The 13526-nt window shown below is 69.9% G+C and carries 19 protein-coding genes and 2 tRNA genes; all 21 read left to right on the plus strand.

From position 1 onward, the window contains the following. Positions 1 to 869 precede the first annotated feature (869 nt). The 21 genes from OG254_RS00005 (at position 870) to OG254_RS00105 (ending at position 13369) form a co-directional block, all read left to right on the plus strand. Positions 870 to 1241, plus strand: a complete 372-nt coding sequence (locus OG254_RS00005) for a hypothetical protein (RefSeq protein ID WP_405576085.1) — start codon at positions 870 to 872, stop codon at positions 1239 to 1241. Between the two features lie 67 nt (positions 1242 to 1308). Further along, positions 1309 to 1860, plus strand: a complete 552-nt coding sequence (locus OG254_RS00010) for a hypothetical protein (RefSeq protein WP_405576088.1) — start codon at positions 1309 to 1311, stop codon at positions 1858 to 1860. A gap of 123 nt (positions 1861 to 1983) precedes the next feature. Further along, a complete protein-coding gene (locus OG254_RS00015; protein ID WP_405576090.1) occupies positions 1984 to 3162 on the plus strand; it encodes a DUF932 domain-containing protein in 1179 nt (392 codons plus the stop codon). Between the two features lie 252 nt (positions 3163 to 3414). Beyond that, positions 3415 to 3903 carry a hypothetical protein gene (locus tag OG254_RS00020; protein ID WP_405576093.1) on the plus strand — a complete coding sequence of 163 codons (489 nt, stop codon included), beginning with the start codon at positions 3415 to 3417 and terminating at the stop codon, positions 3901 to 3903. Continuing rightward, positions 3896 to 4342 (plus strand): hypothetical protein, encoded by a 447-nt coding sequence (locus OG254_RS00025; RefSeq protein WP_405576096.1) that lies wholly within the window; start codon positions 3896 to 3898, stop codon positions 4340 to 4342. Before OG254_RS00020 ends, OG254_RS00025 begins: the two co-directional genes overlap by 8 nt. Beyond that, positions 4339 to 4548, plus strand: coding sequence for a hypothetical protein (locus OG254_RS00030; RefSeq protein ID WP_405576099.1), 210 nt, complete (start codon positions 4339 to 4341; stop codon positions 4546 to 4548). Before OG254_RS00025 ends, OG254_RS00030 begins: the two co-directional genes overlap by 4 nt. Positions 4549 to 4588: 40 nt before the next feature. After that, positions 4589 to 5542, plus strand: a complete 954-nt coding sequence (locus OG254_RS00035) for a hypothetical protein (protein WP_405576102.1) — start codon at positions 4589 to 4591, stop codon at positions 5540 to 5542. A 218-nt stretch (positions 5543 to 5760) separates the two neighbouring features. After that, positions 5761 to 6135: a hypothetical protein gene (locus OG254_RS00040; RefSeq protein ID WP_405576105.1), complete on the plus strand. Its 375-nt coding sequence runs from the start codon at positions 5761 to 5763 to the stop codon at positions 6133 to 6135. An 88-nt stretch (positions 6136 to 6223) separates the two neighbouring features. Then, complete coding sequence (locus OG254_RS00045; protein ID WP_405576108.1) at positions 6224 to 6424, plus strand: hypothetical protein; 201 nt, start codon at positions 6224 to 6226, stop codon at positions 6422 to 6424. A 10-nt stretch (positions 6425 to 6434) separates the two neighbouring features. Further along, on the plus strand, positions 6435 to 7106 hold the full coding sequence (locus OG254_RS00050; RefSeq protein ID WP_405576111.1) for a hypothetical protein: 672 nt from the start codon (positions 6435 to 6437) through the stop codon (positions 7104 to 7106). A 113-nt stretch (positions 7107 to 7219) separates the two neighbouring features. Further along, positions 7220 to 7294, plus strand: a tRNA-Ile gene (locus tag OG254_RS00055). Between the two features lie 32 nt (positions 7295 to 7326). Next, positions 7327 to 7758 (plus strand): hypothetical protein, encoded by a 432-nt coding sequence (locus tag OG254_RS00060; protein ID WP_405576114.1) that lies wholly within the window; start codon positions 7327 to 7329, stop codon positions 7756 to 7758. Positions 7759 to 7795: 37 nt separating this feature from the next. After that, positions 7796 to 7864: transfer RNA gene (locus tag OG254_RS00065), tRNA-OTHER, on the plus strand. 91 nt (positions 7865 to 7955) lie between these two features. Next, the gene (locus OG254_RS00070) at positions 7956 to 8255 is read left to right on the plus strand and encodes a hypothetical protein (protein WP_405576117.1); all 300 of its coding nucleotides are present in this window, start codon (positions 7956 to 7958) and stop codon (positions 8253 to 8255) included. Positions 8256 to 8490: 235 nt separating this feature from the next. Beyond that, entirely contained in the window at positions 8491 to 9324 is an 834-nt protein-coding gene (locus OG254_RS00075; RefSeq protein WP_405594749.1) for a hypothetical protein, read from the plus strand. A gap of 163 nt (positions 9325 to 9487) precedes the next feature. Beyond that, on the plus strand, positions 9488 to 10204 hold the full coding sequence (locus OG254_RS00080) for a hypothetical protein (RefSeq protein ID WP_405576120.1): 717 nt from the start codon (positions 9488 to 9490) through the stop codon (positions 10202 to 10204). A 564-nt stretch (positions 10205 to 10768) separates the two neighbouring features. After that, complete coding sequence (locus OG254_RS00085) at positions 10769 to 11008, plus strand: hypothetical protein (protein WP_405576123.1); 240 nt, start codon at positions 10769 to 10771, stop codon at positions 11006 to 11008. 46 nt (positions 11009 to 11054) lie between these two features. Continuing rightward, entirely contained in the window at positions 11055 to 11765 is a 711-nt protein-coding gene (locus tag OG254_RS00090; protein WP_405576126.1) for a hypothetical protein, read from the plus strand. Between the two features lie 143 nt (positions 11766 to 11908). Next, positions 11909 to 12400 (plus strand): hypothetical protein, encoded by a 492-nt coding sequence (locus OG254_RS00095; protein ID WP_405576129.1) that lies wholly within the window; start codon positions 11909 to 11911, stop codon positions 12398 to 12400. Between the two features lie 53 nt (positions 12401 to 12453). Further along, positions 12454 to 12948 (plus strand): hypothetical protein, encoded by a 495-nt coding sequence (locus OG254_RS00100; RefSeq protein ID WP_405576132.1) that lies wholly within the window; start codon positions 12454 to 12456, stop codon positions 12946 to 12948. Positions 12949 to 13168: 220 nt separating this feature from the next. Then, the gene (locus OG254_RS00105) at positions 13169 to 13369 is read left to right on the plus strand and encodes a hypothetical protein (protein ID WP_405576135.1); all 201 of its coding nucleotides are present in this window, start codon (positions 13169 to 13171) and stop codon (positions 13367 to 13369) included. The last annotated feature ends 157 nt before the right edge of the window (positions 13370 to 13526 follow it).

Genomic DNA, 13526 nt, shown 5'->3' on the forward strand with positions numbered 1-13526 from the left:
CCGGCAGCCGAATACTCGCTTCGCTCGTTTCGCGCGTCCCCGCGCGAATTGCCCGCCTCCGGCGGGGCGTTGGGAAATTGGCCTCCGGCCATTTCCCAACGTGCGTGCCTCCGGCACGGAAAAGATGGGTATGGGGCGTGCCTCCGGCACGGAAAGAAGGGTGGGGTGTTTTGTTGTGGGGTTGGGGTGTTGGGGTTTGAGTTGAGGGATCGTCATATCCCTTTGTGTAGGGCTGGTTTTAGGAGGAATCTCCGATTCCCTTAAAACCGGGGGTATTTGATTGGTATTTGGTAGAAGAAAGTAAAGCATGGAATAGCGGGGGTACCCAACCAAGGCCCCTCCGGGGCCAGGTTGCCTGTGTGGAGGGGTGGAGGGTTGGGGCTGCCTCCGGCAGAAGGAGATGGACGAGGTACCGGCTCGACCCCACTACCCCGGACACCCCGCGTCCGGCCCCACCCGGCCCCACCCGGCCCCACCCGGCCCCACCCGGCCCCGTCCGGCCACCAAGGCGCGCGGAGGCCCCAGGCCGACGCGCAAGACAGGGACAACCCCGCCCCGATCCCCGACGCCGCCGCACCGACCACACCCACACCCTCCCTCTTCTTCTACTTGGGCAGGGAGCAGCGGCCGCAGAGGGGATGTCAGCAGGCGTACCAGGCTTGATTGTTGGGGTGACCAGCGGCGACACCGAGCACCGGAATCGAGCCCCGCAACACCCAGCGGAACCTCTACCGCAACACCATGGCGCAACATCCAGCGCAACCCGTAGCGCAACAGGGGTTCCAATCGACCGGGTTAGACACTATTATTTGAAGTCCTGAGGGAGGCGACCCTCAGGAACCGCAAGGGACCAACCAAAGGGGAAAGACATGGAACTCCAGATCTCGGACGGGATCGTGCGCCAAGTACGCGGTGCGGACGCGCCCATGACCGCTCTTGCAATCCAAGCCCGCACGATCGCAAACTTCCTGCCCCTACTGTGCAGGCGAGCAGGTGCCAGGATCGTGCACAACTCCGACCGGAGTTACACCGGAATTCGGTTCGAGACCAAGGCCGTCGGACCGGTCGTCCTGGAAATGCCGATGGGTGAGGAGCCTTACCGTCTGGTTCAAGAATTCATCGACCCGGACAAGGCGGGGCGCATGGAGGTTGAATTGCGGCGATTCCCTCAGACCTACCAGCCCCAAGGAATCGCGCACATCACAGCCGATTTCCTCCGGGCGAGCGGCTTCCTGAAGTAGTCCGCACGGGGGCACCCGTGCAGGGTGCCCCCGTCTCACCCGGAATTCCCCGAGAGAGAGGAAGGTCATGGAGAACACACGGATTGCCGAGCAGGACGAGAGGGCCGGAGCCCCGCTCACGGACTCCGAGCAGGAGCAGGCCGAGCACGCGCTACGGGAGTTGGCGTGCAGCGAGAGGGACCCGGGCGCGCTGCGGGTGTCGCCCGATCAGCTGGCTAGGGTCCGTCCGTTCTTCGAGCTGGGTTGGGCTGTAGGTGTGCGGACCGGTCACACCGGCCCGGCCATGGCCGACGTGCCGGTTGACCCGGAGACGGTCGACGCCGCGTTCGCCGCCGTGCTGTCCGAGCGCGTGGCGGACCAACTCGCGGTCCAGGTGGCGCGGACGTTGGTTCCGTGGCAGTCCGGCCCGGTCCTGTGGCAAAAGGTCCTGTATCACGGCAGCCTGACGCAGGCTCACGGCCGCTACTGGGTGCAGGCGATCCACGCGCACGCCGAACCGTTCGGTTCAGCCCCCACGCTGCGCTACGACCTGTGCAAGATGCGCGGGGGTGTGCCCGAGACGGTGGTCAGGAACGTGCGGCGACAGAGCCTGACACCGGTACGCGAGTACCGCGCCTAAGGCTAAGTGTGCAGGTCAGGGGTGGGTTCACTCATTCCTAAGAAACACTAGTATTGGAGTTGTTCGGGGGTGGTGGCTCCGCCCCCGAACCCGCAGAGACCAACAGCGAAGGGGAAACACCGCATGACTCAGCAGTTCACCGAGCGCGCTACGAACGTAGCCCCCACCGGTGCCCGCAACGCCGACCTGTCCGACCTGGTCCGCATCCTGGAGGACGGACAGCGCCGCAAGCTGGACGTCATCGCCCCCGCGTCCGCGCTGCGGATGCGTGAGGGAAACGTTCACGTCGAAGGCGTCGAGTCGCAGATCACGGAAGACGGTGTGACGGACGTCGACGGCATCTATCGGCCGACCGCCGTTGCCGACGAGGGGATCTCGGACAAGCTCCGCATCCCGCTGGCCTACCTGCGCCGTATGCGCGCGGAAAACGTCCCGCTGCTGGACGAGAACGTCAACGCGTGGCTGCGTGAGGAGCCGGGGCGCCGGTTCATGCTCCGCGCGTTCCGGGGCGAGAACGCGCCCGGCACGACGCCCGGCGAGGGCGTGGCCCGCGCGTGGCTGTCCGACAGCTACAAGCTGATGGACAACCTTGACATGCTGCTGGCCGCCCTGGACGGAGTGCAGCAGTCCGGCCACCCGACCCGCGTCACGGGGTGCGACCTCACCGACCGGCGCATGTATGTGCGCGTCGAGTCCGAAGCGGTCGCGATCCAGGCCCGCAGCCTGCTGCGCGGCTACCGCTCCCCGTTCGACGGCCGCAGCGGTGACGAACTCCCGATGATCTCCGCCGGTTTCGTCATCAGCAACAGCGAAGTCGGTTGCGGGGCGTACACCATCACCCCGCGCGCGGTCATCCAGGTCTGCCGCAACGGTCTGACCATGACCAAGGACGTCATGCGCGCCGTTCACCTCGGGGGCAAGCAGGACGAGGGTGTTGTGTCCTGGTCCGGCCAGACCCAGCGCAAGACGCTGGAGCTGATCACCTCCAAGACCAGCGACGCCGTGCGCACCTTCCTGTCACAGGAGTACGTCGAGGCGAAGGTGTACGAGATGGAGGCCGCCGCCGGGAAGACGCTGGAGGAGCCGACGAAGGCGATCGAGCACGTCACCAAGTCGCTCAGCATCGGCACCGAGGCGAAGGACATGATCCTTGCCCACTTCATCCGGGGTGGCCAGATGACCGCCGGGGGCGTGATGCAGGCCGTTACGTCCACCGCGCAGACGCTCACCGACGCCGACCAGGCCGCCGCCCTCGAAGCGCTCGCGGTTCCCGCCCTCACGGCCGCCGCCGCGCACGGCTGACAGACCCCCGTGCGGGCTGGGCAACTCCCCCAGCCCGCACGGGCCCGACCCTCCCAGCGCGGAGCGCGCGCCCCAGCCCCTCAGGGAGCGCGGAGCGCGGAGCGCGCCCGCCCCGCCCTTGCCGCGTAGCGGCAGCGCGACGCGTCGGCGGAGCAGACCGCGCGCCCAGAAGACACCCACTGCGCCCAGGAGGGCAGTGCGGCCGGCCTCCGGCGCCCACCGCCCACCGCCCCCTTCCCGCAAGGAGCCCTCATGTCTGCACGCCCGGAGCTCACCCACCCCGGAGACGACGCCATCGCAGCCGCCATGAGCCGCACCCTGACCGCCCTCACCGCCGTGTTCCAGGCACTCGGAGACGGCGAACACACGCTCAACCTCGTGGCCGAGCGGACCGACGACGCGTTCCTCACGGGTCGAACCGATCTCTCCATCGGCACCGAGCCGATCCGCCTCGCCGTACTGGACGAAGACGAGTTCTGCGCCCTGCGCGCCCTGCTGGTGTTCGCACTGGAGGGCAGCACCATGCGCAGCGCCGTCCTGGTCGCCACCACGGCCGCCGAGCCCAACCCCCGCGCGTGCGGCTGGACCGTGCACGACGGGTGGCTTCACCCCATGGACGCAGCCGACCTCCAGCTCGCCGTCATCCCACGCCGGGACGTCCCCGCCGTCCTGCGCAAGGTCTACCCCGCCCCCGTACTCCCCCAGCTCCCCGACACCGACGAGGAGAACCCGCATGCCTGAGCCCGAGCTTCCACGGCCCGATGCCACGGCGTACGCCATGGGCCGCGCCCTGCACGCGCTGAACGCATTGCTCCCGTCCCTCGGCGAGGGGAACCACGAGCTCAACATCACGGCCGACCACACGAACGGCGCGGAACTGACCGCCGACCTCACCGTGTCCGCCGAACCGGGTTCGTTGCGCGTGACCGACTCCGACAAGGAGTACGCGAAGTTCTTCGTGCTGCTGACGTTCGCCCTGGAGCACAGCACCGTCCATGACGCCGTCCTGATCGCCACGACCGCCGACGATCCACCGCGCGCGTGCGGCTGGGAGGTCCGGGCCGGATGGCTGCACCCCATGGACACGGCCGTACTCCAGGACGCCGCCGCCGATGACGCCGCGCCCCACCGGGTCCACGCCGCCCCCGTCCTGCATCGCCCCCTGGGAGAGCACTCATGAGCGTCAAGCCCGCCACTACGCCGGATGGCTACTGCACCAACACCGCCCCGGTCCCCGGCACCATCCGCGCCGTCAACGCCAAGAACACCGGACCGAAGTACTTCCACCTGCACGGCCGCAGCTACGCCGGATGCCCGTGCGGCCGCACCTCGATCGGTGTCACCGAACGGGACAACCTTCGCCGCCACAAGCCGCCCCAGGAGTAGCCCCCACAGACGCCGTCCACGCCCCTCCCCGGTACGGGGCGTGGACGGCCGCCCGGCCAGCGCGCCACTGGCCGACTGCCGCCCCGACGCCCGCACCCTCCCCTTCGGCGAGCGCGGCGCGGCAGGCCCCCAGCCCACCCAGTCGAGCACCGAGGAGCCCCAGCCCATGACCAGCCCGAGCCTGACCATCGACACGCCCGCCGGCCCCGTGCGCGCCACCGCCGGCCCCCGCGACGCCGACGCCGTCGTGTTCGAGCTGGGCGGGGCGATGCACGGCAGCGTGCACGTCACCGGCACCACCCACCCCCACCACTGGGACCAGTTCACCGGCGTCCGCGCCTGTCTCGGCCCCGTGAACGCCTTCGAGACCACCGCCCCCGACGATGCCCTCCCGCGGCTCGCCCGCAGCCGCACCGGCTACCGCGGCAGCCTGACCCTCTACCGCGACAACACCGACCGCCCCGAGGTCTCGGTGCACCCGATCCTGTCCGCCGCGGATCACCCGCCGTCGGAGAAGACGGAAGCCGTACTCACCGCCGTCCTGCGCGGGTGTGCCGAGCACGTCGAACAGCGCGCCGACCTGCCCGCGATCCTGGAGACCTCCCGGCAGCGCGACACCCCCGGCCTGCTGCGCTTCCTCACCTGGTCTGCCTCCCACCACCAGGCCGAAGCCGCCCGCTACGAGCGGGAGGCCCACGACGCCCACCCCGCGCGGCGAACCGCCGTATCCGCCTGGTGGACCATCGCACGGTGGTACACCACGTGCCCGCACCCGGTCCTGTTGCTGATGCTGGCCGATCTCCCCTACTCGGTGTTGCCCAACTCCCTGGCCCGCACCGTCGACGTCAAGCAGTGGTGGGCCCCCTACTGCGTCGATGCGGCCGCCGAAGAGCGCGAGCGCGCCAGCCGCGCCCAGAGTGAGGCCGACTCCCTGCGTGCTCAGCAGCGCAGGCGCCCGCGCGGCCTCCGTCCGGCCCTGGTCGGCGCCTCCTGACGCTCGGACGAATGCGCAGGTCAGGGGAGGGGTTCACACCACCCCAGTAGACACTATTATCAGTAGTGCGAGAGGGGGCGACACAGACCGTCCCGCCCCCTCTCGCACCCCGGGCCACGCGCTTCCTGTACCGCTACCGCAGGCCCGAAGCGTCCGGGTACTCCTGACGCACCGCCCCTCACCCACCGCCCCGCCCGCCCGACGAGGGAGTTGATCTGATGATGCGTTGGCTGATGAGCCTCGGTGAGCGCACCCGCCCCGACGCGCCGACCTATGCCGAGGACCCCGCCCCCGACCAGGCGCGCGCCCTGGCCCTGGTCGACGACTTCGCCCACCTCTTCACCGTCCTGAAGGAGTGGCGGCACGAGTACGGCGAGGAGCTGACCGCCTGGGCCGTGCAGGTGGAGGCCGACGACGTCGAGAACCTCCCCGCAGAACTCATCGAGCAGTGGAAATGGGAGGGCGCCCCGGTCCGCATCGACATCGAGCGGGGCGGCTACGTGCGGGTGTCCGACTACCGCGACGTTTCAGTGCGCCCGGGCATCAGTGCCCGCACCGCCGCCGGCCTCCCGCTGTGGACCACCGCCCCCTGACCCCACAGGCCGCGTGCACCGCCCCGCGCCACCAGAGCCCCGACATGTCCGCCCGGGCCCCGGCCGACCGCATCCGAGAGCTCCCCGCGTGAGCGGCCAGCTGCGCCCTTGGCGTCCGGAGGACTTCGACGACCGGTGCGAGACGTGCGGCGCACCCGCAGGCCAGCTGTGCCGGACGTGGTGCGACACCGGCTACACCGCCGACGACGCACGCCGTGACGCCGAGCTCCGCGACCAGAGCGCGAGGAACCCCGCGCCGAGCACACCCAGCAGCCAGCCGAAGGAGTGAACAGACCGCCATGACACGCGAGTTGACCACACAGGAGCAGGTGGACGCGTTCGCCGCCGAGGTGGCACGGGAGTTGGGTACGCACTGCCGGACAGCCGAACTCACCGGCTACGGGCTCGGTTTGGGACGGCTCATCATCGACGGCGACGGCCGCGCCCTGCGCTTGCGCCAACCCGACGACCGCCGCCCGGACCGTCTGAAGATCTACGCCACACCGCCGGACGAGACCAGGATCACCGCACCGTCGATCGGGGTCACGGCCAGCACCGCGCGTCACGTGGCACGCGAGATCACCCGGCGGCTGCTTCCGATGCACGCCGAGGCCGCGCGGGCCGCCGAACTCGCCGCCCGTCAGCAGGCGGAGGAGAGCGGCCGCCGCGCCGTCGCCGAGGCCGTGGCCGGCGCACTGCCCGGCGCCCGCATCGAGGAGCAGTACCGGCACACCCGGATCATCTGGCAGCACGACACCCGGCCGCCCGGGGAGCGCGGCTCCGTCCCGGTCGACAGTGTGTGCGCAGTTGTCGGAGCTTCCGGGAAGTCTGTGCAGGTCGAAGCATCCGGCCGCCCCAGCACTGTGATCTCTATGCTGGCCGCACTCGCCCAGGCGTCACAGGAGCGAAAAGAGCAGGTCAGGGGTGGGTTCCCACACCCTCCTCGCACTACTAATAATAGTGTCTTTTAGGGCGCCTGCACGCACTGACCAACAGACGGCGACTGGGGCAACTCCTCGGGCCCGGCCGCCAACCAGCGCCGCGCCCGCTCGGCCGGGGCGCGGCCCACACAACCGAATACCGAGGTGCTGTAGCTCAGCTGGCCAGAGCGCGGATCTTATAAGTCCTGAGGCCGTGGGTTCGAATCCCACCAGCACCACGCCAACACCGTTGCCCACAATTGGAGTTGCAATGACCGACGCCATGGCCACCCCACACCCCGCGACCCCCGCCGAGGTGGCATCTGCCGTGCTGGACGCGATCGAGACCCGGCCCGACGCCTTCAACATGGACCACTGGGCACTTCTGCCCGACATGATCAGCCTGGCCCCCAAGAAGGCTCCCGCGTGCGGCTCCCAGTTGTGCGCGGCCGGATGGACGGCGCACCTGACCGGCTGGACGCTCGTCGAGTTGCCGTACGACCAGCAGACAGAGGTCATCGCCCTGGACGAAGACGGCGACGAGTACGACACGCTCGTCAGCGTCTACGCGGAGCGAGGCAACGAGCGCCGCATGATCGGTGACGTTGCCGCCCAAGCCCTCGGCCTGAGGCACAGCGAGACGTTCTGGTACGCCGAGGCACCCATCGCGTTGAAGCGGCTTCGCGAGATTGCCGGGCGCTGACCCACCATCATCCGGCCGCCGTTCCGGCGGCCCCCAAGCCTGCGTAGCTCAGCGGTAGAGCGGCCCCACTTGAGGGTGGACAGGGGTTCAAATCCCCTCGCAGGCACGGCACCTGCCCGACGGCCGGACGCGCGACCCGCACCATTGCGCACCACTCGCTCTCCGCCGCTGGTCCCGACCGCCCACCGGAGGCCAAGATGGACGACACCGTCAGCATCCCGGCCGACGTCACCCGCGCGTTCACCGACGCCTGGGGCACCACCGTCATCACGTCCGACGTCGCCACCAGCCTCGGCTGCACCGAAGTCAACACTCTCGCCGACCTGCTCCGTGCCTTCAATGCCGAGCAGGCCGCCGACGAATGGATCGACGCCCACGCCGAAGAGGACGAGCCGAACGACGCCCACTTTCAGGGGACCGTGCCCGCAGACGCCTCGCTCGCCGCCGACGGGATGCGCTGGAGCCCCGCCCCCGCCGACACCCAGGACGAACGATGACCTGGACGGACCGCCCAGCGAAATCGCAGGTCAGGGGAGGGTTCCCACTCACACTACAGACACGAGCAGTTCCCTTCAGCCCGCCCACGAGGAAGGCGCGCACGTGACCCACACCCCTCAGCCCTCCAAGTGCAGCCAGGGCGAGCCCCACGCTGCTCGATCGTGCGCGGGAGACACGGCGCGCACCGACCACCAGACCGCGCACCACGTCCCGCGCCTCGAAGTCGCCGGCACCATCGGCCTGCTCACCGACGAGCACGACTTCCGCGCCATGCGGCACTACCGCACCTTCGCCTTCGCCGACTTCGCGACCTACCTGGCAGCGGTCGAAGACCTCCTCAGGAGCCGCGCGTCCCAGGGTGCCCACACCACGGTCACCCTCTTCGACCCCGAGGAGTACGCCGACTTCTGCACCGAAACCGGTCTCGCCGCGGACAGCCCGTCCAGCCGCGCCCGCTTCACCGCCGAACTCACCACCACGGGCCCGACCCTCCCGTACGACGGCCAGCCCCTGGCCGACCTGATCCCGACCCTGGTCGACGAAGCCGTCCGCCAGGCCACTTGGGAGTACGCCTCCACACTTCTGGCCCGGCTCGGCGCCTGCACCTGCTGCGGCCAGGACATCGGCCAAACAGCCTTCACCCGGGCCTCGGGTCTGCTGGCCCGCATCCTCGACACGGCCCGACCTGGCCACCGACACCTCGTCTGCAGTGTCTCGACCGCACCCGAAACCCTGGTCGCCGTCCTGCACGCAGATACGGACCCGGACGGCGCGAGCCAGCTCGACGAGGCCGAGGCCCTCGAATTCACCACGGTCCTGGCCCTCGGCCTGGCAACCCAGCGCCCCGGCGGACTCGTCATACGGACCACCACCCCGAGCACCCCAGACCAGGTCTACGGCTGGCGGCTGCGAGCGGGAGACCCCGAACCCCTCACCGCCGGAGAGGTCTTCGACGCCTACTGCACCGACACCGACTCCGGCGACCCGATCCCCCCAGAGTCGGGAGTCGAATACTGCGTGCCGCCGAACCTCGGGCCGAACGCCACGCCGTCGGCCCACCAGCACTGAAAGGCCCCAGGCACACCATAAACCAGCAGGTCAGGTGGGGGTTCACGCAAACCCATCTGACACTATTATTGATAGTGAACCCGGGCCGGCACCGTACCGGCATCCCGCCCGCCGGGGCGACGGCCCGCCCCCTTCCCTCGAATCCACTTCTCAGGAGCTTGCCGTGCAAGGGACCCCGACGCCGGTCATCGACTGGTGCAGCAACAAGGCCTACCAGTGCCCGCGTTGCCGCCACGACACGGTCGCGAGCCCCTCCCGCTGGGAGGTATACACCTGCTGCAACTGCGCGACCCGTTTCACCCGCTTCCCCCGCCTACAGCGCTTCCTGCGTCACGTCGGCGTCACCTGCGAGTTCTGCACCGAGCGCCACCCTGTCCTCGTCGACGGCGAGCCCTTCGGGTTCCTGCGCCGCCGCGACAACGGCGTCGGGACGTACACGGAGCATCAGTTCGAGGCGTGGCTGTACGACACGGACGAGTTCACCGACCACCGCGACCGTGTGCGCTACCTCAGCACGCGCGCGAGCCGTGCGGAGGCCATGGCCGACCTCGCCCGCTGGCGCAGCATGTTCGGCCCCGTCGAGGACGACCTCAGCCCCGTCATCGCCGTGGTCGCCGTGGTCGCCGTGGTCGCCGACGAGCAGTTCAACAAGTACGGACCGGACGTAACCGGGGATCAGCGCGACGCGTTGCTCGACGGCACTCTTGAGGTCTACGGCGTCGGCACCCTGCGCGCCTTTGCCCCGCCGCATCCGCGGCGCGGGCAGTTCTACGCCGACACCGCCTCCTTCACCTGGGGCCTGATCGCCCCGTCCGGCCTGGAGGGCATCTACACCAGCGCGGCACCGAAGTCCCTGGCCGTGCACGCCCCGCAGATCTGACCTGCCGGGCGCGGACTCGCCCGACTCCCCGTTTGCACAGGTCAGGGGTGGGTTCACCCACTCGCATTTAACACTATTATTGATAGTGAACGGGGACCGTTCCCCATTCATCACATAGCGGCCCCTTCCCTTCCTCCCTTCCAGCCCCAGGAGTTGCCATGCTTCGAACGCTGCGCCGCGCCCTGCGACCGGCACGCATTCGTATCCCCGCCCGCCGGTTCCCCGCCGGGATCGCGGCGCTGCCGCCCACCGCGCGCGAAGCACTCGGCACCGACGTCACTGCCGGAGAGGCCATCGCCTACAACCGCGTCCGTGTCGCCACCGCGACCGCAGTCGCGCTCTACCGCAGCGGATACACGCTGCCGATGTCTGACGACGACCTGGACGACGCCGTGCTCGCCCTGGACTTCCGCTACTCGGTCCCGAGCGCGCAGACCCGCGCGTCCATCCGCGCCTCCTCGCCGTCCTGGAAGCCGACTACACCGTCTCCGTCACCCGCTGACCCCCCGTCCGCCCTGTCCGTGGGCCGCCCCGACCAGGGCGGCCCACACGGAAGGAGGCCCGGTGTTCCTCGTCGTACCCGACCCAGCTCACGGACTCGTTGCCGCCCCGCAGTCCTCCGACGACCTCACACCCCTCACCAAAGAGTCCCTTGCCGCCCAGGGGTTCGCCTGGAACAGCGAGATCGAGGCGTACACCCGCCAGGCCGACCACGGCCCCGCAGCCGTGGACGCCACCGCCGGCATGCTGCGCGAGCTGGGCCACTACGTCTTCTCCGCCCACAAGCCGCTGCCCAGGAGCTGACCGCCACGCAGCCGGCCGCCGCCCCACAACCCTGCCCCTTGCGCAGATGGAGTTCCGTCATGCCTCGACGCGCACCCAGCCGCAGCGGCACGCCCGGTACGCCGCCGCCGAGCACGAGGGACGCCACCAGGTCGTGGACCAGCTCCACGGATACGCGCTCAGCAGCCACCCCACCGCCACGGCCGCCGAGGACTCGGTACGCGAGCTGACCGCCAACCCGACTGCCGCGATCGAAGCCATCGAGGAACTCGACGACGCCCAGAGGGGCACGGCCGCCACCGAGCGCCGGATCCTGCGCCGGTACGGGTACAGCTGGGGCCTGCGCCAGGACGAAATGCATTCCCTGCGCGGGGAGTTCGGCCACGGCCGTCTGGAGACACTGATCTCCGGCGGCCATCTGGCCATGGTATTCAGCCCGGCAGGTCAGCCGTACTACACCACGCCCGAGCAGTACGCCCAGCTGTCGCCCCGCTGGATACGCGACGGCGACGAGTCGTTCCCGGCCGCCGACGTCGCCCGCCTCGAACGCTCCCGCCCCGCTCTGGAGTTGCTGCCCGCGCGCAGGCGCTACGAGCCGTGCGAGCTGCACGGGATCACGCTGTGGCGGTGCCTGATCTGCGGGCCGCGTGAGCGCTTCGAGTGCCAGTGGGGCGAGTGCACCGCCAACCGCGTCACGGCCTACTGCGAGCGCTGCGTGCGCATGGACCCCCGGCTCACCTTCCCGCTACCGCCCCGCCGAGAGCACGACTGGCCCTAAAACCGCAGGTCAGGGGGCGGGTTCACTTCATCTCAAGCGACACTATTATTGATGTTGTTGGTCCTGCGGAACACCCCGTACGGCGGGGCCGCCGCCCCGCCGTACGGGCCCCCTCACTGCCACGCCACGGAAGGACACCGGCGATGAAACACGAGGAACTGGCCGCGCTGCTGGCCGAGCCGACCACGCCCCTGATGCACGCCGCGCTCCGCGGCCTTCCGCCCGAAACCCTGGAGACTCTGGCCACCGTCGCCGACCAGGCCGCAGAACATGGATGGCGACAGGTGATCGTCGACCGGGTCCGGGCCTTCGTCGACGAGCAGCCGGGCGACGGACCGCAGGCCGTGGCCGCGTACTTCACGACGACGGAGCAGCGGACGGGCGGCGGGATGTCCGTGGGCTGGAGCCCGTTCATCGCGGCTCTTGCGCCCTCCGAGGAGATGCCAGACCTCAGGCACACCGAGACCACGGCGCGCATGGTTCCGGTCGGCGAAGCGGCCATGGCCGAGGAGGACTTCGCGGACCCAAGGCTGACCGAGGCGCTCCAGCGGCTCGCGGCACTTGACCCGCCCGCACACGCGGACCTCCTGCGCGTCCACCTGCCGACCTCCCGCGTCACCCGCGTGAAGCCCTGACCGCCCAGGCCTGTGGGCGCCCCGGCACAGGGGCGCCCGCTCGGAGGTGCACCGTGCCCGTTCCGATCCTCTGCCACGTCTGCCACAGCGGCCGCTACAAGCCCGAGAGCCCGGGCGCCTACCGCTGCCGTTCCTGCGGCAGCCCGGCGACGGAGTCGACGTTCCCCGTCCAGAGCGACGAACGGCTCGTCGTGCTCGCGGGCGTACTCCAGATCCTCACCGTTCCGGACGGCCACCAGGTGATCACCCCCGACCGGCGCTGCCACGCCCCGCACCTGGGAGCCAGCCTGAGCCTCACGCTGCGGGTCAACCGGACACACCCGGTGTTCCGGCAGGCCGAGGACGTCGGCACCGCCGAGGACCTGCTGTCGGTCCTGGACGCCGACGAGCGGGGCCCCTGGGTGCTGTCTCCCGCTCAACTGGGGGTCCTCACCCGGGCCATGGACGTCCGCAACGCGCTGCTGCCGTCGACGGCCCGGCAGTACCCGGACTTCGACGCCGAGATCCGGGCCGCCCACACGCGCAGCCGGCGCCCGCGCTCCACGTGAGCGCCGCGCCTCCCCGACCGCCTCCACCGCACCCGTCGGGCCGGGCCGGCACGCGCCGCCCGCGCTCCGAACCGGCCCCTGGGCCAGGGAGGTTGAACCATGTCCGTGTCCCATTCCGTGTACGCCGTTTTACGGCGTTGTGGTCTCGCCGCAAGAGTTGGTAGAAGCGCTGGACACCCAGGGCCACCGCCCTGCCAGCGGGAACCCTGCCGACGTACGCGTGGAACTGTTCACGGTCGGCGACGACGAGCACGCCATTCTCGGAACAGGCTACGAGGAGTTCGGACCCAACACGTACCGGGCAGCGCCCTCCCTTCCGGTCAACGCCCAGTGGGACGGCGCCTTGCTTGAGTACGTGAGGGCTCTGGGGCTGACGATCCTGTCCGGTCCGTGCTGGCTCGTCGTGCACGACCTGAGCTGAGGCCGGGGGCTGTCGGCCGCGTACCGCCGCACGGAGCACCACAGCCCTTTATGAGCCGCATTTGTGCAGGTCAGATGGCATCTAGCCCTCACCCCAGAACACACTATTATTACATGTGAAGGAGAGGGCGACACCCACCAGCGCGACCGCGTCCGCT

The sequence above is a fragment of the Streptomyces sp. NBC_01092 genome, from assembly GCF_045039535.1.
Lineage (GTDB): Bacteria > Actinomycetota > Actinomycetes > Streptomycetales > Streptomycetaceae > Streptomyces.

What these genes read in the sequence shown, in the direction of transcription:
- OG254_RS00040 (WP_405576105.1), top strand. Translation starts at nt 5,761, where the DNA reads ATGATGCGTTGGCTGATGAGCCTCGGTGAGCGCACCCGCCCCGACGCG.
- OG254_RS00070 (WP_405576117.1), top strand. Translation starts at nt 7,956, where the DNA reads ATGGACGACACCGTCAGCATCCCGGCCGACGTCACCCGCGCGTTCACC.
- OG254_RS00015 (WP_405576090.1), top strand. Translation starts at nt 1,984, where the DNA reads ATGACTCAGCAGTTCACCGAGCGCGCTACGAACGTAGCCCCCACCGGT.
- OG254_RS00005 (WP_405576085.1), top strand. Translation starts at nt 870, where the DNA reads ATGGAACTCCAGATCTCGGACGGGATCGTGCGCCAAGTACGCGGTGCG.
- OG254_RS00010 (WP_405576088.1), top strand. Translation starts at nt 1,309, where the DNA reads ATGGAGAACACACGGATTGCCGAGCAGGACGAGAGGGCCGGAGCCCCG.
- OG254_RS00090 (WP_405576126.1), top strand. Translation starts at nt 11,055, where the DNA reads ATGGAGTTCCGTCATGCCTCGACGCGCACCCAGCCGCAGCGGCACGCC.
- OG254_RS00025 (WP_405576096.1), top strand. Translation starts at nt 3,896, where the DNA reads ATGCCTGAGCCCGAGCTTCCACGGCCCGATGCCACGGCGTACGCCATG.
- OG254_RS00050 (WP_405576111.1), top strand. Translation starts at nt 6,435, where the DNA reads ATGACACGCGAGTTGACCACACAGGAGCAGGTGGACGCGTTCGCCGCC.
- OG254_RS00030 (WP_405576099.1), top strand. Translation starts at nt 4,339, where the DNA reads ATGAGCGTCAAGCCCGCCACTACGCCGGATGGCTACTGCACCAACACC.
- OG254_RS00095 (WP_405576129.1), top strand. Translation starts at nt 11,909, where the DNA reads ATGAAACACGAGGAACTGGCCGCGCTGCTGGCCGAGCCGACCACGCCC.
- OG254_RS00020 (WP_405576093.1), top strand. Translation starts at nt 3,415, where the DNA reads ATGTCTGCACGCCCGGAGCTCACCCACCCCGGAGACGACGCCATCGCA.
- OG254_RS00060 (WP_405576114.1), top strand. Translation starts at nt 7,327, where the DNA reads ATGACCGACGCCATGGCCACCCCACACCCCGCGACCCCCGCCGAGGTG.